The sequence below is a fragment of the Pseudomonas sp. B40(2017) genome (assembly GCF_002112855.1).
GTDB lineage: Bacteria > Pseudomonadota > Gammaproteobacteria > Pseudomonadales > Pseudomonadaceae > Aquipseudomonas > Aquipseudomonas pharyngis.
The window spans coordinates 780,580-803,587 of sequence record NZ_NEIT01000001.1 but is presented as its reverse complement, the minus strand read 5'-3'; the positions used below and the strand labels follow the sequence as shown (position 1 = coordinate 803,587).

General features: G+C 62.8%; 10 protein-coding genes. 9 read left to right on the top strand and 1 reads right to left on the bottom strand.

The window, feature by feature from the left end; all coding sequences use genetic code 11:
• Window positions 1-105: 105 nt before the first annotated feature.
• Window positions 106-486, bottom strand: coding sequence for a type II secretion system minor pseudopilin GspI (gene gspI, locus CAF76_RS03600; protein WP_085646844.1), 381 nt, complete (start codon window positions 484-486; stop codon window positions 106-108).
• Window positions 487-632: 146 nt separating this feature from the next.
• On the opposite strand from gspI, the gene gspG reads away from it, so the two are divergent.
• The 9 genes from gspG to CAF76_RS03555 all read left to right on the top strand — a co-directional run bounded on the left by gspG (window position 633) and on the right by CAF76_RS03555 (window position 22,972).
• Complete coding sequence (gene gspG / locus CAF76_RS03595; RefSeq protein WP_011334561.1) at window positions 633-1,091, top strand: type II secretion system major pseudopilin GspG; 459 nt, start codon at window positions 633-635, stop codon at window positions 1,089-1,091.
• An 8-nt stretch (window positions 1,092-1,099) separates the two neighbouring features.
• Window positions 1,100-2,053 (top strand): type II secretion system minor pseudopilin GspK, encoded by a 954-nt coding sequence (gspK, locus tag CAF76_RS03590; protein ID WP_085646843.1) that lies wholly within the window; start codon window positions 1,100-1,102, stop codon window positions 2,051-2,053.
• Entirely contained in the window at window positions 2,050-3,195 is a 1,146-nt protein-coding gene (gspL, locus tag CAF76_RS03585) for a type II secretion system protein GspL (RefSeq protein ID WP_085646842.1), read from the top strand. The genes gspK and gspL overlap by 4 nt, the downstream gene beginning before the upstream one ends.
• Window positions 3,188-3,733 (top strand): type II secretion system protein GspM, encoded by a 546-nt coding sequence (gspM, locus tag CAF76_RS03580; protein WP_085646841.1) that lies wholly within the window; start codon window positions 3,188-3,190, stop codon window positions 3,731-3,733. Before gspL ends, gspM begins: the two co-directional genes overlap by 8 nt.
• Complete coding sequence (gene gspD, locus CAF76_RS03575) at window positions 3,730-6,081, top strand: type II secretion system secretin GspD (RefSeq protein WP_085646840.1); 2,352 nt, start codon at window positions 3,730-3,732, stop codon at window positions 6,079-6,081. The genes gspM and gspD overlap by 4 nt, the downstream gene beginning before the upstream one ends.
• The gene (gene gspE, locus CAF76_RS03570; RefSeq protein ID WP_085646839.1) at window positions 6,078-7,484 is read left to right on the top strand and encodes a type II secretion system ATPase GspE; all 1,407 of its coding nucleotides are present in this window, start codon (window positions 6,078-6,080) and stop codon (window positions 7,482-7,484) included. The genes gspD and gspE overlap by 4 nt, the downstream gene beginning before the upstream one ends.
• The gene (gspF, locus tag CAF76_RS03565; RefSeq protein ID WP_085646838.1) at window positions 7,484-8,695 is read left to right on the top strand and encodes a type II secretion system inner membrane protein GspF; all 1,212 of its coding nucleotides are present in this window, start codon (window positions 7,484-7,486) and stop codon (window positions 8,693-8,695) included. The genes gspE and gspF overlap by 1 nt, the downstream gene beginning before the upstream one ends.
• A gap of 496 nt (window positions 8,696-9,191) precedes the next feature.
• A complete protein-coding gene (locus tag CAF76_RS03560; protein WP_085610499.1) occupies window positions 9,192-10,301 on the top strand; it encodes a substrate-binding domain-containing protein in 1,110 nt (369 codons plus the stop codon).
• Between the two features lie 188 nt (window positions 10,302-10,489).
• A complete protein-coding gene (locus tag CAF76_RS03555) occupies window positions 10,490-22,972 on the top strand; it encodes a filamentous haemagglutinin family protein (RefSeq protein ID WP_085646837.1) in 12,483 nt (4,160 codons plus the stop codon).
• The last annotated feature ends 36 nt before the right edge of the window (window positions 22,973-23,008 follow it).

Genomic DNA, 23,008 nt, shown 5'->3' with positions numbered 1-23,008 from the left:
CAACGCGGTGCGTGCAAGTTGGTTTAGATTTTTAGGTTGGTATCGGAAATGTCCCACGCTGATTCATTTGCCATCGAGGGGGCCGACATTTAAGGCGGGCTCGGGCTAGGGATTCTCGGGGCGGCTAAGCAAAGTCTCCAGCCTCGCCAACGCCGGCGCTTCCTGGCTGCGATCAAACACCTGCACACCAACCTTGAGCAAGCGGCCGTTTTCCGCTGCGGAGATGATCTGCTCGCAGCGCAGCATCAACCGCCCCTGATCGCAATCCTGCGCTTTCACGCCCATCGGCAACTTGCCTTCCAATCGCAACTCCGCCATCCGACTCTGCGCCGCAATCATCGCAATCGAGCGATCCCGCAGTATCCCGCTGCTCTGCGTCATCAACCCCGCCACACGAACAGCGGCGGACATGGCGACGGCGATGATCGCCAGCGCGACGAGCACTTCAATCAGGGTGAATCCGGCTTGCGGGGAGGGGGTGCGCATCGGGGGCTCGGGCAGTCGGGCAGCCCTTGACGCTAACGCCCGTGCTTGACGGCTTGACGACGAAAACACCCGAGGATTTTCAACATCCCTGACATATCTTCTTGCAACACTGCGCGTCGAATCGAATCAAGCCAGGGAATGACGAGATGGATATCGCGCAGTTCAAACAGCCCAGTCGACCGAGCCGGATGCCCCGTGGGCAGCAGGGTTTTACGCTGATCGAGATCATGGTGGTCGTGGTGATTCTCGGGATTCTGGCGGCGATGGTGGTGCCCAAGGTGCTCGACCGGCCGGATCAGGCGCGGGCCACGGCGGCGAAGCAGGACATTGGCGGGTTGATGCAGGCGCTGAAGCTGTATCGCCTCGATCACGGCACTTACCCGAGCCAGAGCCAGGGCTTGAAGGTGCTGGTGGAGCGGCCGGCCGATGCGAAGAACAGCAACTGGCGCTCGTACCTGGAGCGCCTGCCGAATGACCCGTGGGGTCGTCCTTATCAGTACCTCAATCCCGGTGCCAACGGCGAGATCGACATCTTTTCCCTCGGCGCCGACGGCCAGCCTGACGGCGATGGCGTAAATGCCGACATCGGTTCCTGGCAGTTGTAAGGCCGGTCATGAACAGCCAATCGAACCAGCAGGGGATGGCGATCATCAGTGCGCTGCTGATTACGGCGGTGGTCGCGGTGATCGCTGCCGGCATGCTTACGCGCCAGAGCGTTTCGACCCGTGCGCTGGAGGCCGAACAACTGCGCGTGCAAGGCCGTTGGGTGTTGCACGGCGGGTTGGAGATCAGTCGGCAATTGTTGTGGGATGCGCGGCAGCGCGATCCGCTGACCCGACTCGATCAACCGTGGGCGCAGCGGTTGAACACTCAGGGTTTCGAGGGGTGGCTGGAGGACGAGCAGGGCAAGTTCAACCTGCGCAATCTGGTGGCCAACGAGCGGATCGATGACGCGCAGGTGCAAGCGTTCGAGCGTTTGTGCGAGTTGATCGGTGTCAGCAGCGGCTTGAGCCGGCGCATCAGTCAGCGGGTGATCGGCTCTTATCCGCACCTGTTGAATGCCCAAGTGGTGGACAAGCCTGTGACGAAAAATACGTTCGACAGCGGGCGCGCCACGTCGCCGTCCGCGTCGCGCAAACCGCAATCGCCGACCTTGCCGATGCTGCGCACGCTGGACGATTTGCGCAGTGTCGACGGGGTCAACGATGCGCTATTGGCGAAACTGGCGCCGTACCTGACGGTGATTCCGGCAACCACCTGGCTCAACGGCAACACCGCCACAGCGCCGGTGCTGGCGGCTTATGTGCCGGGGCTGTCGCTGGAGCGGGCGCAGGCGTTGATCAACGAGCGTGACGCCGGGCGCTGGTTCATCAATCGCGGGGATTTCGTCAACCGTCTGCGACTGCCGCAACTGGAGATCACCAGCGTCAAGGTCGGCATCACCAGTGACTGGTTCCGGCTGCGCGGGCAGGCGCGGCGGGATCAGCGGCGGGTCAGCCTCGATGCGTTGTTGCATCGCAGCCAGGATCGGTTGCCGCAAGTGATCTGGTCGCGGGTGGGCGTATGAGCCCGTTGCGCGTGAGTCTGCCACCGCTGGCGAAGCTGAGTCTCGACAGTGAAGTGGATTGTGCGTGGCTGGATCGTCAGGGGCAGGTCACACGCCAGGAACGTGTGCGGCTCGGTGCACTGCCGAAGCAACCGCTGGTGTGCTTTCTGCACCCGTCGGACAGCCTGCTGGCGAGCATTGATCTGCCGCCGCTCCCCGCGAACAAAACTGCTGCGGCCGTGCAATGTGCGGCGCAGGCCTTGATGCTCGGTGACAGCGCCGAGATGCACATCGCCCACAGCACTCGCAATGAAAGCGGCCAGGTGCAGATTGCCTGGGTAGCACGCAAGGATTTGCAGCACCTCGGGCAATTCGGTTTGAACCTCAAAGGTCTGTACCCGGCGGCCTACAGTTTGCCGGTGATGGCCGGCGGCGTTGGTTGCCTGCACGACGATCACCTGTTGCTGCGCCACGGCCCGAATGCGGCGCAGGTGCAGCCGATGATCGACGAAGCGTGGCTGTTGGAAACCGGTCTGCCGGCGCACTGGATCGGTGACGGCGCGCCTGAGGCGGTGCAATCGACATTGGCTGACACGCAACGCTGCTCCGGCCCGTTGCCGAATTGGGGCCTGCACGGCGGCCTCCAACAACCGGGCACCGAACATCGCGGCTGGGGCCGGGCGCTCGGTTGTTGTGCGCTGGCGTTGGCGGTGTGGGTGATCGGTTTGAACCTGTACGCCGCCCGCGAGGCCGGGCAGGGCCAGCAGCTCAAGGCGCAGATGGCGCAGCGGGTGAAGCAGGCGTTCCCCGAGTTGCCGGTGATCCTCAATCCGCTACAACAGGCCCGTCAGCAAATCGCGGCGCGCCAGCAAGGCGCGGTGGATGCGCCGGGGCAGGATTTCACGCGGCTGGTGTCGCAGGCCGGCAGTGGCATGCCGTCCATGGCCGGTACGGTGCAGCGGCTGGAGTTTGTCGACGGTGCGTTGCAACTGAGTCTGTTGCCCGAGGCGCGGCGTTCGGGCAACGACAAGGATTGGCAAGGCACGCTGGCCCAGGCCGGCATCAGCATCAGCCCGAATGACGAAGGCTGGGTCCTGCGCCCGGCCGGCGAGGCGACCGCCGCCACCGACAACGACGACAGCAGCGGAGCCGAAGATGAATAGCCCCTCGCTTGCGAAATACCGCGCCGGTTGGCAGCGCTTCAATGCTCAGTTGCAGGCCCGTTGGCAGCCGTTGGCCGTGCGGGAAAAACGCATGGTCGGCGGCATGGCGGCGCTGTTGCTGGGGCTGTTTGTGTGGGTGGCGTTGATTCAGCCGCCGCTGAAGAAGATTGCCGTATCGCAAGTCGAAATCCCGAAATTGCGCGCCCAGGCCGAAGCGCTGGAAGTGCTGTTGCGCGACGTCAGCGTGCGCCCCGACGGGCAGAACCTGGAGCAGTCGCTGCAACAAACCTTGCAGGCCAGCGGACTGGGCAGCCATTACCAATTGGCGGCCGCGTCCGCCGGCTGGCAGTTGACCTTCGACGCTGCACCCGCCGACGCCGTGCTCGACTGGCTGCTGAGCCAACCGCGGATTTTTTCACTGCAAGTGGTCGAGGCCCGTCTGCAACGCGCAGACGACGCCGCGACCGATGACACCGCCGGCACTCTGTCGGGCACCGTACGCATGGATCAGGCGCTGGGCGCTAAGGAAGCTTCATGAAGGGGTCAGGATCCAAACGCATGGCGTTGCCGATGCTGTTGATGGCATTGAGCGCGTGCAGCAACACCACACCACCGAATCAACCGCCGCTGCTGGTGGACAGCGAACTCGGCCGGCCGCTGGCCAACACCCAGCGCAGCGGCGACGCAGTGCTCGACCGCGAGCGCGCGCAAGCTCAGGTCAGACCCGCGCCAAAGCAATTGCACAACATCACCGAGCGCGCCCGCAGCGGCGGCTCGGCGCGGGGCACGACATTGCCGGCCAATCCGTTGGGCGATCAGCCGGTAACGCTGAATTTTGTCGACGCCGATATTCAAGCGGTGGTGCGGGCGTTGTCGCGTTCCACAGGTCAGCAGTTTCTGGTCGACCCTCGGGTCAAGGGCAACCTGACGCTGGTCTCCGAAGGCCAGGTGCCGGCGCATCAGGCTTACGATATGTTGCTGGCGGCGCTGCGCATGCAGGGTTTCAGCGTGGTGGATGTCGGCGGCGTGGCGCAGGTGGTGCCAGAGGCCGACGCCAAGTTGCTCGGCGGGCCGATCTACAGCGCCGACAAACCGGCTGGCAACGGCATGCTCACTCGCACGTTCCGCCTGCAATACGAGAACGCGGTGAACCTGATCCCGGTGCTGCGCCCGATTGTGTCGCCGAACAATCCGATCAACGCCTATCCGGGCAACAACACCATCGTCGTCACCGATTACGCCGAGAACCTCACGCGGATCGCGCAACTGATCCAGGGCATCGACACCCCGAGCGCCATCGACACCGACGTGGTGCAGATCCAGAACGGCATCGCCGCCGACATCGCGCCCATGGTCGCCGACCTGCTCGACGCGCCGGGCAACGATCCGACCCAGAAAATCGCGGTGATCGGCGACCCGCGCTCCAACACCATCATCATCCGCGCCGGCAGCCCCGAGCGCACGGAGCTGGCGCGCAACCTGATCTACAAACTCGATAACGCCCAGAGCAATCCGAGCAATCTGCACGTGGTGTATCTGCGCAACGCTCAGGCCGGTAAATTGGCCCAGGCCCTGCGCGGGTTGTTGACCGGCGAGAGCGACAGCGGCACCAGCGACAATGCGCGCTCGGTGCTCAGCAACATGGGCAGTTCCACCAACTCGGGCGGCGGGCAAAACGGCCAGAGCGGTACGCAAACCAACGGCAGCACGTCGACCACCAACAGCGGCAGCACCGGCGGCAGTTACGCTCAGGGCAGCGGCGCCACCAGCGGCAGCGGCAATGCGCAAAGCAGCGAACAGAACGTCGCCTTCAGCGCCGGCGGCGTGACCATTCAGGCCGACGCCACCACCAACACCTTGCTGATTTCCGCGCCGGAACCGCTGTATCGCAACCTGCGCGAAGTCATCGACCTGCTCGACCAGCGCCGCGCGCAAGTGGTCATCGAAAGCCTGATCGTCGAAGTCGGCGAGGACGACGCCAGCGAATTCGGCGTGCAATGGCAGACCGGCAACCTCGGCGGCAAAGGCGTGATCGGCGGCGCCAACCTTGGCGGTTCGGGGATCAACGTCAACGGCAAGACCAGCCTCGATGTGCTGCCGCAAGGCCTGAACCTCGGCTACGTCAACGGCACCGTCGATATTCCCGGCATCGGCAAGATCCTCGACCTGAAAGTGCTGGCCCGGGCGCTGAAGAGCAAGGGCGGCACCAACGTGCTGTCGACGCCGAACCTGCTGACCCTGGACAACGAAGCGGCGAGCATTTTCGTCGGCCAGACCATCCCGTTTGTCAGCGGCAGTTACGTCACCGGCGGCGGGGGCACCAGCAACAATCCGTTCCAGACCGTGACTCGCGAAGAGGTCGGTTTGAAGCTCAATGTGCGGCCGCAGATTTCCGAGGGCGGCACGGTCAAGCTCGACATCTATCAGGAAGTCAGCAGCATCGACGAACGTGCTTCGGCGGCGGCCAATTCGGCGGGGATCGTCACCAGCAAACGGGCGCTCGACACCAGCATCCTGCTCGATGACGGGCAGATCATGGTGCTCGGCGGTCTGCTGCAGGATGGCTACAGCCAGAGCAATGACGCGGTGCCGTGGCTCTCGAATATTCCAGGGCTGGGTGCACTGTTTCGCAACGAACGCCGCTCGATCACCAAGACCAATCTGATGGTGTTCCTGCGCCCGTACATCATCCGCGACAGCGCGGCGGGGCGCAGCATCACGCTGAACCGTTACGACTTCATGCGCCGTGCTCAGGGCGGTCTGCAACCGGAGCGCAGCTGGGCGATGCCGGACATGCAGGCGCCGCAATTGCCGGCCACCGCCCAAGGCGTGCCGGCGCCGGTGTCAGGCCCGCGCGCGACCATCAAAGCGGTGCCGCTGCAATGAGCGCATTGCCTTACGCCTGGGCCAAGGCGCAGCGGATTCTGCTGCGCGACGGCGTGCTGACGGTGTGCCCGTCGACGCCGGGCTGGTCGATCAGCGAGGTGCGCCGACAGTTCGGCGCGGCGAGGCTTGAGCGGGTGCGCGATGACGAGCTCGACGGCTTGCTCGCCACGGCCTACGCCGACACCGGCAGCGCGGCGGCGGTGGTTGGCGCGGCGGAAAACGAAGTCGACCTCGACCGCCTGATGCAGGACATGCCGGAAATCACCGACCTGCTCGACACCCAGGACGGCGCGCCGGTGATCCGCATGATCAACGCCTTGCTCACCCAAGCGGCGCGGGATGAGGCCAGCGACATTCACATCGAACCGTTCGAAACCCATTCGGTGGTGCGCTACCGGGTCGACGGCACGCTGCGCGACGTGGTCTCGCCGCGCAAGGCGTTGCACGGTGCGCTGGTGTCGCGGATCAAGATCATGGCCCAGCTCGATATCGCCGAAAAACGCCTGCCGCAGGACGGCCGCATTGCATTGCGCGTAGCGGGGCGGCCAATCGACATTCGTGTTTCCACCGTGCCCACCGGCCATGGCGAGCGAGTGGTGATGCGTCTGCTGGACAAGCAGGCCGGACGCCTGCATCTGGAAACGTTGGGCATGGACGCGCAGGTGCTGGCCAAACTCGATCACCTGATCCGCCAGCCCCACGGCATCGTGCTGGTTACCGGCCCGACCGGTAGCGGCAAAACCACCAGTCTTTATGCGGCGCTGGCACGGCTTGATGCGAGCACCAGTAACATCCTTACCGTGGAAGACCCGGTGGAATATGACTTGCCGGGCATCAGCCAGATTCAGGTCAACGCGAAGATCGACATGACTTTTGCATTGGCATTGCGGGCGATTCTGCGGCAAGACCCGGACATCATCATGATCGGCGAGATCCGCGACCTCGAAACCGCGCAGATTGCGGTGCAGGCTTCGTTGACCGGTCACTTGGTACTCGCGACTCTGCACACCAACGACGCGGTGTCGGCGGTCAACCGCTTGGTCGACATGGGCGTCGAGCCGTTTCTGCTGGCCTCGTCGATGCTCGGCGTTTTGGCCCAGCGGTTGGTACGACGGCTGTGCAATCAGTGCAAACAGGAAGACCCGGCCACGCCCGGCACTTGGCGTCCGGTGGGTTGTGCCGCGTGCAATCACACCGGTTACAGCGGCCGCACCGGCATTCACGAATTGTTCTGCATCGACGACGACATCCGCACCCTGATTCACCAAGGGGCAGGGGAGCAGGCGTTGCGCGCAGCGGCGAGCAAGGCCGGGATGTTCAGCCTGCGCGAGGACGGCGAGCGCTGGATCCGCAGCGGTGCCACGGCGCCTGAAGAAATCCTTCGTGTGACACGGGACGCCTGATGAATCGCTATCGTTTTGAGGCCGCCGATGCCAGCGGCAAGATCGAGTCCGGGCATCTGGAGGCGGAGAGTCAGGGCGCGGCGTTTGGCGTGCTGCGCGGGCGTGGTTTGACGGCGTTGTCGGTGGAGAAGGAAAGCAATGTCTCTCAGCATGGTGGCGGTGGATTGTTCAGCGCCAAACTATCGGACAACGATCTGGCCTGGGCCACCCGGCAGCTGTCGAGCCTGCTCGGCGCCAGCCTCCCGTTGGAGGCTGCGCTGAGTGCCACCGTCGAACAGGCCGAAAAAAAACACATCGCCCACACCCTCAGCGCCGTGCGCGCCGATGTGCGCAGCGGCATGCGCCTGGCCGAAGCGCTGGCGGCGCGGCCACGGGATTTTCCGGAGATTTACCGGGCGCTGATTGCGGCGGGCGAGGAGTCCGGCGATCTGGCGCAGGTGATGGAGCGGCTGGCGGATTACATCGAGGAGCGCAACAACCTGCGCGGCAAGATTCTCACCGCGTTCATCTATCCGGGTGTGGTCGGGCTGGTGTCGATCGGCATTGTGATTTTCCTGCTCAGCTATGTGGTGCCACAGGTGGTCAGTGCGTTTTCCCAGGCGCGGCAGGATCTCCCAGGGCTGACTTTGGCGATGCTCAATGCCAGTGATTTCATTCGTGCTTGGGGCTGGTTGTGTGCCGGGATCATGGCCGGTGCGTTCTGGAGCTGGCGTCTGTATTTGCGCAACCCCGCGGCGCGTTTGAGTTGGCATCATCGGGTGCTGAAGCTGCCGCTGATCGGGCGCTTTGTGCTGGGGCTGAACACCGCGCGGTTCGCCTCGACCCTGGCGATTCTCGGCGGCGCCGGGGTGCCGTTGTTGCGCGCATTGGAGGCGGCGCGGCAGACCTTGTCGAATGATCGTCTGAGCCTGAGCGTCAATGAGGCCACCGCCAAGGTGCGCGAGGGCGTCAACCTGGCGGCAGCGCTGAAAGTGGAGAACGTGTTCCCGCCGGTGCTGATTCACCTGATCGCCAGCGGCGAGAAAACCGGTGCGCTGCCGCCGATGCTGGAACGTGCGGCGCAAACCCTTTCCCGCGATATCGAGCGTCGGGCGATGGGTATGACCGCGTTGCTTGAGCCGCTGATGATTGTGGTGATGGGCGGGGTGGTGTTGGTGATCGTGATGGCGGTGCTGTTGCCGATCATCGAGATCAACCAGTTGGTGCAGTAGGGGAGCCCGTTTATTTGATGTTGTTTGGGCTGGCCTCATCGCGAGCAGGCTCGCTCCCACAGGAGTATGAGGTGGACCCCAATTCTGTATTCACCACCGACCATTGTGGGAGCGAGCCTGCTCGCGATGGGGCCAGGCAGAGCAACAAATAATCCAAACTTTTTCCCTGGACTTCAGCATCACCCGACCCTCATTCCCCCCATCCTCGGGTTCTCCTTTCTGTCATCTGCAACGGCCCTTCAAGGGCTGTGGCCGACTCCCTCGAAAAGCTTGTCTTAGACCCTCCGGCTCACCACCAGAACACCCGAGAAAATCCCTCGAAAATCACCTCGCACCTCCCGAGGTTTTTTCCTTTATCTGTCACCGGAAGCTGCGAATTTCTCAGTGCGACTTAACCACGGACCCCGCTTGCGAAGGTCGGCGGTGAGTCTTCCCAGTGTCATGCAAGACCCCTGAAAACCTGTGTTCACAACCAACGTTGAAAAGGAGATTCTTCATGTTCAAGCGCACTCTGATCGCAGCTTCCCTGACCGTTGCCGCTCTTGCTTCCGCTCAAGCCATGGCTGTTACCGGTGGTGGTGCAACTCTGCCAGCCGCTCTGTACAAAGGTTCGTCCGACAGCATCCTGCCAGCCAACTTCAGCTACGCTGCCATCGGCAGCGGCGGTGGCAAGACCGCTTTCCTGACCAACAACCCGGCTGGCTTCAGCACCACTGGCACTGTGCACTTCGCCGGTAGCGACTCGATCCTCAGCGCTTCGGAACTCAGCACCTACAGCAGCACCTACGGCGCTTCGTTCGGCCCGCTGATTCAACTGCCTTCGGTTGCCACTTCGGTTGCCATCCCTTACAAAAAAGCCGGTCAGACCGCTCTGAACCTGACCAGCGCTCAACTGTGCGACGTGTTCTCCGGCGCCAAAACCACTTGGGGTGCTGTACTGGGCACTTCCGACACCACCGCCATCCGCGTTGTTTATCGCAACGTTTCCAGCGGCACTTCGGAAATCCTGACCCGTCACCTGAACGCCGTCTGCCCGACTCAGTTCGCCACCAGCACCACCTTCACCGCCGCTCGTATCGGTGGCATCGCGCTGCCTTCGAACTGGGTCGGCGTTGCCAACACTTCCGATGTCGCCACTGCCGTGAACGCAGTTGACGGCTCCATCGGTTACGTCGGTCCGGACGGTGTAGATGCCACCAGCAACGCTGTTGTTGCCCGCGTCAACGGTGTTCAGCCGACTTCGGCCAACGTCAACCTGGCACTGGCATCGGTTACCGCTCCTTCGACCGCTGCCCAGGCTGCCAACCCGGCCAACTGGTCGCCAGTGGTTGCCAACCCGGCTCTGGGTTACAAGCTCGCTGCCTACACCAACTTCATCTTCGGTCAGTGCTACAAGGATGCAGCCGTGGCCGCCGACGTCAAAGCCTTCCTGACCAAGCACTACAGCATCCCGGGCAACAACGCCGCGACTCAGGCTCACAAGTTCGTCGCAGTGCCTGATTCCTGGAAAAACGCTGTAACCGCCAACTTCATCACCAACACCTCGGGCAACAACCTGGACATCAACAACACCACCGTGTGCAACACCATCGGTCGTCCTTTGTAAGCTCGCGCAGTCGTAACAGAAATGGCGGCAACCTTCGGGTTGCCGCCATTTTTTTGGCTGGATACACCTCAATCATGAAGTTTGTGTGACATCCGTTCGGTCGCGCCCCTCGCCAACTGCCTATGACGTAACAGCAGGTTTTTGCACGCCTGCGGCCTTGTGTGGCAATCAAAAAGGATCTCGTAGTGATGCTCGCTCGCCCATCCCGTCGTCGTACCAGCGTTCTGTCCTCCAAACGTGAAGCCATGGAGCCGGCGCTGTGGTTGCTCAAACCGTTGGCGCACGCGGTGGCGTTGTGTCTGGTGGCGGGCAGCGCGCAGGCGCAGACGGCGTTCAGTTCGGGCTGGTTTGCTGCCAAGGGCGCGGCGCAACAGGCTGCGGCGGCGCGTCCGAGCGTGGGTGGCTTGCCTGGAATGACACCGCCGCTGGCCCAGCAGCAGAAGGCCAATGCGCAGTTGCAGCGTTCGATTCAGACCCTGAACAACACGGTCGCCGCGATTGCCGCGCAACAGGCGGCGCAGGCGGCCGGGCGCGCCGCCGCGTTGGGCTCGGTGCAGTTTGTGCCGGACGGTCTGGGCGAAGGCGGTCTGAAAGTCGACAACAGCCTGACCCAGGGCTGGCAGAACGCGAAGGGCCCGCAGCAGACCCAGGTCGATGGCAAGACCACAGTGACGATCGAGCAGACCGCCGACAAGGCCATTCTCAACTGGGAAACCTTCAACGTCGGTCGCAACACCACGGTCGATTTCGCGCAGCAGTCGAACTGGGCAGTGCTCAACCGGGTCAACGATCCGAACGCCCGGGCCAGCCAGATTCAAGGCCAGATCAAAGGCAACGGCACGGTGATGCTGATCAACCGCAACGGCATCGTGTTCAGCGGCAGCAGTCAGGTCAACGTGCGCAACCTGGTGGCGGCAGCGGCGAACATCACCGATATCCAGTTCCGTGATCGGGGTCTGTATTTCGACAGCACCGGCAGTCAGCCGACCTTCACCGATGCGGCCGGCAAAGTGCTGGTGGAGCGCGGTGCCTCGATTGAAACCCATAAACCGTCGGCTTCCACCGATGCCGGCGGCTATGCGCTGCTGCTCGGCAACGAAGTGCAGAACGACGGCAGCATCAACACTGCCAAGGGTCAGACCGTGCTGGCCGCCGGTGACCGTTTCTACATCCGCAAGGGCTCGGGCACCGAAGGCAATGCGCTGTCGACCACATTTGGCAGCGAAGTGATTCCGGGATTCAAGGCCGGTGCGGTGGCGGGCAAGGTCAGCAACAACGGATTGATCCAGTCCGCTACGGGCGACATCACCCTGACCGGTCATGAGGTCGTGCAAAACGGCGTATTGCTCGCCAGCACGTCAGTGGCGACGCGAGGCACGATTCACCTCACCAACCCGATCTCCGATACCAACGGCAGCGTGACGCTGGGGCAGGGCAGTGCCACGGCGATCATGCTCGACAGCAGCGACATGACCGCCCTCGACAGCCAGCATCAGGCCGCGCTGACGGGCGTCACGGCCAACAACCGGATCCGTGGCGACCAGTCGCGCATCGAGATCCAGAGCGGCGGTAGTGTCGAGTTCCAGAATGGCTCCATCACTCTGGCCACAGGCGGGCAGGTCGCGGTCAGCGCGCAGCGCCGCAGCCTGGTGCGTGAGGGCGCGATGATCGATGTGTCCGGTGCCATCGGCGTCAAGGTGGCGATGGAAAACAACAGCATCAAGATCAACGTGCAGGGCAATGAGCAGCGTGATGCGTCGGTCAACCGCGAGAAGGGCGCGCTCAACAGCAACGACATCTGGGTCGATGTTCGCGAGCTGGTGTATGTGCCGGCCGGCACCAACGGCTATGCCACGGATCGCTGGTACACCGCCGGTGGCCTGTTGGAAGTCGGTGGTTATCTCGGCACCCAGGGGCACAGCGTCGGCGAGTGGATGGCCCAAGGTGGCGTGGTGAGTTTCGCCGGCAACGACGTGGTCACCGAAAAGGGTTCGCTGATCAACCTGTCCGGCGGCACCCTGGATGTGCAGAGCGGGCAGATCCGCCAGAGCTGGCTGCGTGGCGCAGACGGGCGCTTGTACGAAGTTTCCCGTGCACCGGGGGATCTGCTCTACACCGGGCTGTACAAAGGTTATGAAGACAACAGCGAGCGCTGGGGCCAGACCAGCTACTTCTACAACCCGCTGATCGCTCCGCGTTCGCGCTTCGAGTCGGGTTACACCGTGGGCCGCGATGCCGGGCAACTGGTGATTTCCACTGCCAGCGCCGTGCTCGACGGGCAGATGATCGGTGATGTGTACCAGGGCGAGCGGCAGAATCAGGCGCCGAAACCGGTGCTCGACGGCTATCAGCAGAGCCAGACCGCGCTGGCCCGGCGTGCGCAATTGATTGTCGGCAGTTACGAGCCGACCTTTGTCGCGGCGTCGAACGGCCTGCTCTACACCCTCAATCCAATGCTTGATCAGGTGCAGATCGGTGGCACGCGCCCGGTCGCCGGCAACGATCTTGAATTGACCGGCGCGGTGTCCGATGCCCGCAAGGGCAAGCTGTATCTCGATAACGATCAGCTCAACGGATTCCGCCTGGGTGCGCTCAAGGTTTCGGCCAAGGATCAGATCGCCGTTGACGGCGCGCTCACGGTCGACAGCGGTGGCGAAATCACCCTCTACGCCCCGGATGTGCAGGTCGGCGCCGACCTGACTGCTCGCGGTGGCAGCCTGCGTCTGGGCAACGTACTCAACCAGTTCAACGGCGGTACAAACACCGACACTCGCCTGGCGGCCAAAACCGACAAGGCGACACAAACCCGCATAGCCGAGGGCGTGCTTCTCGATACACGAGGCCTGTGGAGCAACCTGCGCACCAACCCGGACGATAACGCCAGCCTGGCGTATCTGAACGGTGGCCTGATATCGGTCCGTAGCAGCGGCGATATTGACGTCGCTGCCGGCAGCCTGCTCGATGTCTCTTCCGGTGGTGCCGTGCTTGCCAATGGCAAGACCCGGGGCGGCAAGGGCGGCGATCTGACGCTGGAGTCGAGCGCTATTTCCGCGCCAGGAAAGACCCATCTGAACCTCGATGGCGAACTGCGCGGGTACGGCGTCACGGGCGGCGGCACCCTGACGGTGCAGGCCAACAAAATACTCGTCGGGCAAACGGATAAAACCCTGGCGGACAACACCCTGCAACTGTCCGCGGATCTGTTCGGCAAGGGGTTCTCCGCCTACAACCTGATCGGCCTGAGCGGGCTCGACGTTGCCGAAGGCACCACAATCGACGTGAACATGCCGGTCTACCGTTTCGGCGATGCGGCACCGAACGAGATCAGCGGCGTTGATCCGCGTACGGCGCTGGAGCTGTGGACCCCGACGCTGTTCCAGGAAAACCCGACCAAGGGCGTTCTGACCCAGCGCGCCGGTGCCAGCCTGACGTTGCAAGGTGGCGCGACATTGGACGACCTGATCGATGCCGCCAACAGCACCTTGACGCTGGGCCGTGGCTCGCGCATCAGCGTCGACCCGGGACAAAGCATCAAACTGCGTGGCGCCGGGCAGATCACCGTCGATGGTGAGCTGTATGCAAGGGGGGGCACGATTGACATCCGCCAGCAACAGTTCGGCTCGATCAAGCCGGCGACGTCCATCCTGGTTGCCGATCCGAAGGCCCATGACCGTTCGATCTGGATCGGTGAACAGGCCGTGCTGGATGTATCCGGCCAAGTCAGTACCGCAACGGACGTTCTGGGGCGCACGTATGGTCAGGTGGGCAAGGGCGGCAGCATCGTCATCGGCGGCGAGATCGACTCGAAACTCGCCACAGCCACCGCTGCCGATGCTTACGTGATCGTACGACCAGGCGCACGGCTGGATGCCTCGGGTGCAGAGGCGTTGCTCGATATCGCCGGCCAGGGTCCGACCCGCATCGCCACTGACGGTGGTCGCATCAGCCTGAGTTCTTACAACGGTCTGTTCATCGAAGGCAGTCTGCGTGCGGTGGCGGGTGGTCTCGGGGCCGCTGGAGGTCGTCTGGACATTGCCCTGGAATCACCGTTGTACGCGGACTCTGCGGACAACAAGGTGCGAGCGCCAAGGGAGATGATCATTGCTCAAGGCGCGGCTGATCAGCGATTGGGATCGGATCTGGAACCCGGCCATAGCGCTGACGGTTTGCGCTATGGGCAGGCGCGCTTGAGTGCCGATGGTTTGATGAGTGGTGGTTTCGATAACCTGAGTCTGCTCAGCAACGGTCTGCTGTCGTTCGACGGTGACGTGAATCTGCACATGAATCAGAGCCTGAGCCTGTATGCGGGCGCCTTGTCTCTGGCCGAGTCGTCGAACGATGCAACGCGTGTCAATGTCAGCGCACCCTATCTGCGCCTGTCCGGAGTCGGCACCTACTACGGCATCGTCGGTAAGGTTCGACCTCAGGCAACACTCAATCCGACGACCCGACTGTCAGAGGCCAGCTTCAACGCATCGGCGAATCTGCTGGATCTGAGCAACGGTCTGTCGTTCGGTACCCAGGGCGTGATCCGGCAAGTCAGCGGACCTGCCGCTGAATACAGCCGACGGGCTTTTGGCGAGGTATCGCTCGACAGCAGCGGTGATCTGCGTTTCCTGGCACAGACCGATGGCGCGGAGAGGACCCGCCTGTGGACGCCGGGTGACTTGAGCCTTGGCGCTGCACAGATTTATCCCGCCAGCGGCGTCCAGGCTGAAGTGCGTGTCGGTTATCAGGGCTCGATTACGGCGCCGGCGCACACGTTGCGCATCAGCGGACGGGGTGCGGCGCCCGTTGCATTGCCGTACTCGGTGTTCGGCAAGTTGAGTCTGTATGGCGGGTACGTCGAGCAGGGAGGGGTGATTCGCGCACCGCTGGGCCTGATTTCTCTGGGTGACGACCTGTTGACCCAGACCCGCGAGGTTCATCTGCTTCCCGGCAGCCTGACCTCGGTCAGCGCTGCAGGCCTGGTGATGCCGTATGGTGGCACCACCGATGGCATCGACTACCTTTACAACGGCAAGTCCGTCGCCCTTGAGGGGATCACGGGCGAGAACACCGGTGTGGCAATCCGCTCGCAATTCATTGACGTACAGAGCGGCGCGGTCATTGACCTTTCGGGCGGTGGCGATCTGCGCGGCGCCGGTTTCGTTTCCGGGCGTGGCGGCTCAACCGATGCGCGTTTCAACCCGCTGGTACGCAACGCCGCTGACGGTACATTCAGCTTGCCGGGGCTGGCAAGCAACCCGGTCTACGCCATTGTCCCGGGCAATCAGAGTACCTACGCGCCCGTGCTCGCCGAAGCCGGTGCGGTGGACCCGCGTATCGGCCAGCAAATCACGCTGGGGGCTGGTGTTCCGGGGCTGCCGGCGGGCACCTACACACTGTTGCCTTCTACTTTCGCGCTGTTGCCCGGTGCGTTCCGGGTCGAGGTCAATGGTCAGGCCGCACCAGGCACGACAACGGGCACATTGCGCAATGGTTCGTGGACCAGCAACGCACAGATGTCGATTGCCAATACCGGGCTGCGCGACAGTCTGGCCAGTCAGGTCATTCTGACGTCGGCTGATGTGTTGCGCCGTTATTCGCAGTACAACGAAACCGGATTCACTGCATTTATCCAGAGCGATGCCGCGCGCCGTGGCGTGCCAAGGGCGCTGGCACCGATGGATGGCAAGACACTGGATTTGCGTCTGGTTGCTGGCGGCAAGCAAGACATTGCGCTTCAGTTCGCGGGTAGCGCGTTATTCGCGGCAGCCGAAAATGGCAGGGTTGGCACAGCGGTGGTACGCAGTGGCAATGCCGGCGCAGATTTTGAAATCCTGGGTGCAGGGCATGCTCCCACGGAAGGTTTCAAAGGCGTCTCTCTCTATGCCGATACCCTGAACAACCTGAATGCAGGACGTCTGACCGTCGGCGCAATGCCGAATGTGCGGTACACCGTGGAAGGTAATCTCATCAGTTTCCTGGGTGATAACTCCAGCATCGTTCTGCGTGAAGGGGCCGTATTGTCGGCGCCGGAAGTGCTGTTGCGCACGACATCGGGCGCCGGCGGGATAACGGTCGAGGCGGGGGCGGGCATCAATACGCTGGGGCGCGGCAATGTCGCTTATGACTCCGCAGACGGCTATCTCTATAATCCGGGGGCCGCCAGCATGTTGTTGGTGTCCAACGGCTGGACCAATGTGCTGGCACCCGACCAAGGCGCCGGCGGCAACGTTCGTATCGGCACCTGTGCGTCTGACGCCTGCAGCAACCCGGCGCTGCTTTATTCCAATGGCAGCATTACCGCCGCCACCAACGATCAGTTCGAGCTGGGTGAGACAGTACGTTTCGGTACCCGACATCTGGCGCTCGCCGTTGGCGCGGTGAATGTCGGTAATGCAGCGTCGCTGGCGGCGGCAGGCAACCGCGTACCCAATGGCCTGGTACTGAACCCGACTGTGCTTGACCGCCTGTTACGCGGCGATACCCAGTATGGTGCGCCAGCCCTTGAAACCCTGAGCCTGACCGCTCGCGATGCAATCAACTTCTTTGGCAGCGTGACCCTCGATACGCTGGACCCGCAGACCGGTCAGAGCAAGTTGCAGAATCTGTTACTCGTGACACCTGCGATTTACGGCTCGGGCGATGCCAATGATGTGGCGACCATCCGTACCAGCAGTCTGATCTGGAACGGTGCCACTCAAAACCCGGGCACGGTGATCAAAGAGGGGGCCGGCACCGGAAAGGGGACGCTGGATATTCAGGCGCAACGCATCGAGCTGGGTTACGGGCCGATGCCACAGCCCAATGGTCTGGATCAGAACAATCGTCTTGCACTGGGTTTTGCCAACGTCAACCTGAGCGCCAGCGACCGTATCACCGCCAATCACAAAGGCAGCCTGGCGGTGTATCAGGAGCAGGGCGTTTACGACCCGGTCAAAGGCTACACCTACAGTGGCGGCAATCTGAATTTGCGCACACCGTTGCTGACTGGTGAAGCGGCATCGGTCAGTCTGCTCAAGGCCGGCAACAGCCTGACGCTCAGTGGCGCCGGGGCTGTTGGAGTGGCCAATGCCCTGGGGGCGGAGTTGAACCTTGAAGCCCGCGACATCGTGCTCGACAGCCGTATCGCATTGGCCAGCGGCAAGCTTACGGTGAAGTCCGAGGACGATCTGACCCTGGGCAGCGGAGCCGTATTGGATATGGCCGGGCGCACCTTGCCGTTCAACGATGTCAGCAAGTACAGCTGGGGCGGCGATGTTTCGCTGTACAGCGCCAACGGCAATATCCGTCAGGCCACGGGCTCGCGCATCGATCTGTCGGCGCAGAACAATCAGGCCGGCAATCTCAGCGTCGTCGCATTGGCGGACGCAGCCGGGATGGTCGACCTGCAAGGCGAGATTGTCGGCGGCAGCAGCGGTTACTACGACGCCGGGGGCACGTTGGTGCCGTACAAGGCCGGGGGCGTGGACATTCGCGCGCAGCGTCTGGACGGTGACGCCTCCGAGCAGTTTGCCGCGCTCAACCAGCGCTTGAACGCCGGTCAGGTGTTCGGCAGCCGCAGCTTGCAGCTCAAGCAGGGCAACCTGGTGATCGGCGACGGTCTCAAGGCCGGTGAGGTCAATGTGTCGGTGGACAATGGCAGCCTGACGGTGGCCGGTCTGATCGATGCCAGCGGCGAGCGTGTCGGCAGCATTCGTCTGTCGGCGAAAAACGGTCTGACCCTCGCGGGTAACAGCGTGCTCGACGCCCATGGTCGCGTGCTGCGGGTCGACAGCTACGGCAAGATCATCGATGCGCCGAACCGTGCCACGGTCGAACTCGGTTCCGGCGATGGCTTGCTCACGCTGGGCAGCGGCGCGCGCATCGACCTGCGCCACGGCACCGATGCCGTGCCCGGTTTCCTGGCGGGGCAACACGATGGAATGCTGCGCGGCACGCTGGAGCTGAACGCGCCACGCCTGGGCAGCAATGACCTCGCCATCGACGCCAGTGGTGCGCTGACCATTCAGGGCGCCCGTTCTATCGGGCTCAATGGCATGCGCCGTTACACCGATGCCCGTGATGGTGTCGATCAGGCCGTCAGCGGGCGGCCGTATCAGGTCATCGATCAAGCCATGCTCGATCGCATTCACGGTGACAGCAACAACTTCATCAACGCTGCGCTGGGCAACAGTGATCTGCTGCAACGCAAACTGGCCGGGCTGAACAACGCCACCTACGCCGATGCATTCCATCTGCGGCCGGGCGTGGAAATCGCCAGCAAGACTGCCGACGGTGATCTGGTGGTGGAGGGCGATCTGGACCTTTCGGGCTATCGCTACGCCAGTCTCAATCCGCACACGCGGCTGAACCCTGCCGTTTACGGTTCAGGGGAGGCCGGCAGCCTGGTAATCCGTGCCGGCGGCAACCTCGATATTTACGGCAGCATCAACGACGGCTTCGCCCCGCCACCTGAAACCGTCGATGATGCCGGCTGGAAACTGATTGCAGGTGTGCAGCCGTTCGGCGGCGATCTGATCGTTCCGGGCACCGGTGTTTCGCTGGCCGAGGGTACGAGGTTCCCGGTAGGTGCAACGCTGAACTATGACGTGGCGATTCAGAGTGCGACCTTCGCCAGCGGTACGTTGCTGCCAGGTCAAGTGACCCTGAAAGAGTCCTATACCTTCAGCGCCGGTACGGTGCTGGCTGGCGCGATTCACGACCAGAACGGCAATTTGCTGTACGCCGCAGGAACATTGCTCAGCGACAGCGTGACCTTGCCAGCCACTACGCGCCTGGGTGCAGGCATTCGCCTGAACAAGGCGACCGCACTGGATGCGATGACCTGGCCCAAGGGTGTGCCGCTCCCCGGGACTGTCGATGCAGACACCGGCAACACTGGCGGCGTTCTGTTGAGCGGTTCACTGGCCTTGTTGCGCGGGTCGCTGATTCCGTCAATGACGGACGTGAAACTGGCCGACGGTACATCCCTGATCGAGTTGCGCCCGTTCAACGGCACGCAGCAGGGCAAGAACTGGGCAGTGGCGAGCATGTTGCCGTCGGGCAGTGCTTCGTGGTCAATGCGTGTGGTGGCCGGTGCCGATCTTGAGGCCGCCGATAACCGCATGGTCAAACCGGTGACCAGCGAAGGCAATTTGCGACTGGCGGATACTCACTATGGCGTGACGGTCACTCAGGGTGCCGCGAAACTGGTCTGGGCCGTCGGCAACCAGTATGGCTTCCCCGCGTATGAGCCGATCCCCGAGGAGTACCTGATTCTGTGCGAGATCGGTCCCGGCGATTGCGCGCCGATGGCACGCTGGGTCTGGGCACCGGGCAGTGGCATGGGCGCCGATTACGAGCCCGTTCCAGATGACTACCTGATCCTTTGCCAACTGATGCCGGAGTTGTGCCTGGAAAACAATCCGCAGAAATCCGCCAAGGCTCACACTCAGATGTTCAGTGTGCTGCGCACAGGGACGGGCGATCTCGACCTGATATCGGCGGGCAATCTGAGCATGGACTCACCTTTTGGTGTGTACACCGCAGGGACGCAGTCGGCCAATGTCGATCCGCTCTATAACCAGCCACGCGGGCACCTTTCCGATACCAACTCGGTTCTGGGCAGCACGGGGGCCGACTACGAAAAATGGGTCAACGGTGGTACTGACAGCCTTTATCAGGCCTGGTATCCACAGCTGGGCGGTAACCTCACAATCAATGCCGGTGGATCGATTTCCGGCGATTCGGTAGGGCACAAGGAGCAAACCACTTCCGGCGGTTTCCGCGACCAGATCGCCAGCGTCGCCGTCGGCAACTGGCTGTGGCGCCAGGGGACGGGGAGTGCCGATGTTCCAACCGCCTGGTGGATCAACTTCGGCAGTTACATCACTCAGCCGATACCGAATGCAACCAGTACCGACCCGTATCTGGTGGGGTTTACCGGCTTTGGTACGCTGGGCGGCGGCAACATCAGTTTGCGCGCCGGGGCTGACGCGGGCCTGTTGAAGCCCATGGGCGATGCGCGCAATTACCTGCGCAGTCAAGGGCTGATCGTGGCAGTCGGCAGCACAGGCAGAATCGGCAGCGATGGTAGCGTGCAGATGACCGGTGGCGGTGACATGGATATCCGCATTGGCGGTCAGCTCAACCCGTCGCTGCAAGCCCGGGCGGGTGATACCGGCACGGCGCGACCATTCCACGATCTGCAAGGTGCACTGATCAACCTGCGCGGCGCGGCACAATTGAGTGGCGGGGCTGTGGGCGGAATTGATCTGCAATACGGCGCGGCCTCGCAATTCAATGACCCGCGAGAGACGCGCGCTTTCGATCCGTTTACTTCCACGCTCAGCAAAGCTTCCGGTGGCCTGGTGTTGATTCCCGGTGACTCGGGCATGAGCCTGAGCACCCGTGGCGATCTGGTGTTGGGCGGGGCTGGGGATCCGGGGCGAGTGAGCCTGCAGAACGCGACCCCTGTTTTCGACAGCAATGGGGACATCAAGAGAGGCGGGATCCTGAGTGGTTTTTCGTTGTGGACCGACCATACGGCAATCGACTTGTTTTCGGCGGGTGGCAATCTCACGCCCAGTACGCAGATCGCAGAGTTCGACGGTTCCAACAATCTGATCCTTGGGCGAAACACTTCGCCTACGGACGGTCGATTCGTCTATCCCTCTATCCTTCGGGCAGTGGCGGGGCAGGGTTCCATTTATGCCGGCCCGTCTGCCGCTTTTGACGGCGGGCTTGGCAACAACCCGCTTAAAGCCTATTCGTTGCTGCTGGCGCCATCGCAGTCAGGTCAGCTGGAATTGTTGGCGGGTGATTCGATCTACGCGGGTGGCTATGCGATCAATCAATCCGGTGCCAGTCCTTTAGCCATCGCGACACCATTCAATCCGGCGTTCAATCGCTTTGATGCCAATTCGCAAGGCACACTGGTGGCCAGCAATTACAGTCGCGACGGTGTTGTTCCGGACGGAAACACGCGTTATCCGTTGTTCGCATTCGGTCCCGACAGCTATTCGGGATTGAGCGATGTGCAGCAGCCTGCACGCTTTTATGCGTTGACCGGTGATCTGGTGGGTATACGCACCGGTGAGACCTTGAATTTCGAAACATCCAAACGTACCTGGTACGAAGCCGCGGGCCCCGTCTGGATGATCGCCGGTCGTGACATCGTCGCGTCCGGAACCAATCTTGGACAGCCAACCTCCGTGCAGCCGGAAGAGATGGGCATCAACCGTGAGAACATCACGTCCACCGGCAACCTGTTTGTCCATAACGATCCACGAGACATTTCTCGCGTTTCTGCCGGTCGCGACATTCTCTACAGCAGCTTCGATATCGCCGGTCCTGGTGTCCTCGATATCAATGCCGGGCGCAACATCCTCATGGAAAACCGCGCCAGCATCACCAGCCTCGGATCGTTGGTGGCAGGCGATAAACAGCCGGGGGCCAGCGTGGTATTGCAGGCCGGTGTAGGCGCGCAGGGGCCGGATTACTCGCGGTTCATCGCCCGTTACCTGAACCCGCAGAACCTAGCCGACCCGAATGCGTCGCTCAACGGGCAACCGGGCAAAGTGGTCAAGACTTACCTCGATGAGCTGCAGAGCTGGCTGACCCTCGGCTATGGCTTCAGCGGCGACGCAGAGCAGGCGCAAGCGTTCTTCGCAGCCCTGCCAAGTGCCGAGCAGGCGATCTTCGCCCGCCAGGTTTACTTCGCCGAACTGCGTGCCGGTGGCCTTGAGTACAACGATGTCGACGGCCCGCGCAAAGGCAGTTACCTGCGTGGTCGCAACGCCATTGCTTCGCTGTTCCCGACTACCGATGTGGCCGGAAACCCGATCCGGTATGACGGCGACATCACCCTTTACGGTGGCGCCGGGGTCAAGACCCTGTTCGGTGGCGATATCCAGATGCTCACGCCGGGCGGCGGTCAGGTGTTCGGCATCGAGGGTGCCGCGCCGCCGTCCACGGCAGGGATCATCACCCAGGGTTCGGGCAACATTCATCTTTACTCCCAAGGCAGTATTTTGCTGGGGCAGAGCCGGATCATGACCACGTTCGGCGGCTCGATTCTCGGCTGGTCTGCCGAGGGCGACATCAACGCCGGTCGCGGCTCGAAAACCACCGTGGTCTACACCCCGCCGAAACGTGTGTACGACACTTGGGGCAACGTGACCCTGTCGCCATCGGTGCCGAGCACCGGCGCCGGTATCGCCACGCTCAACCCGATTGCCGAAGTGGCGCCGGGGGACATCGACCTGATCGCGCCGCTGGGCACCATCGATGCAGGCGAGGCGGGGATTCGCGTGTCGGGCAACGTCAACATCGCCGCGCTGACGGTGGTCAACGCCGCCAACATCTCGGTGCAGGGCAAGGCGACCGGCGTGCCGGTGGTGTCGGCGGTCAACACCGGGGCGATCACCTCGGCCAGCTCCGCTGCGTCGTCGGCAACCCAGGCGGCGGAGGACGTCGCCCGTCAACAACAGGCCGCCTCGCGCCAGAATCAGGCTTCGGTATTCACCGTGCAGGTACTGAGCTTCGGTAACGAACAACTGGCCCCGACCCGCGACGGCGCCAGCCGCGCGCCGACACCCGGCTACAACCCCAACAGCCCGGTGCAGGTGCTGGGCGCCGGGGCGCTGGATGAACAGGCGAAACAGCAGCTGACCGAAGAGGAGCGGGGACAGCTGACGTTGTAAACGACTCTCGTGTAGTACGCTTCGGGCGGCCGTTTG